At 65.8% G+C, this 225-nt stretch carries 1 pseudogene; it reads right to left on the bottom strand.

Features of this window, described 5'->3' with window-relative positions:
• Window positions 1-223: pseudogene (locus DEH69_RS02565) on the bottom strand (beta-ketoacyl synthase N-terminal-like domain-containing protein); the annotation flags it as partial.
• Window positions 224-225 lie beyond the last annotated feature (2 nt).

Genomic DNA, 225 nt, shown 5'->3' with positions numbered 1-225 from the left:
TCCCCGCACGCTCGAACACCTCCCACGACGCCTCAAGCAACAACCGCTGCTGCGGGTCCGTACCGATGGCCTCCCTCGGTGACATCCCGAAGAAGTCGGGGTCGAACTCCCCCGCGTCATGCAGGAATCCACCCTCGCGCGTATAGCTGGTGCCCGGGTGGTCAGGGTCGGGGTGATACAGCCGCTCGACATCCCAACCACGGTCCGTCGGAAAGCCGGTGATGG

This window comes from Streptomyces sp. PT12 (assembly GCF_003311645.1).
Taxonomy (GTDB): Bacteria; Actinomycetota; Actinomycetes; order Streptomycetales; family Streptomycetaceae; genus Streptomyces.
Note: the sequence above shows the minus strand (reverse complement) of the source record. Positions and strands in the feature narration are given on the sequence as shown.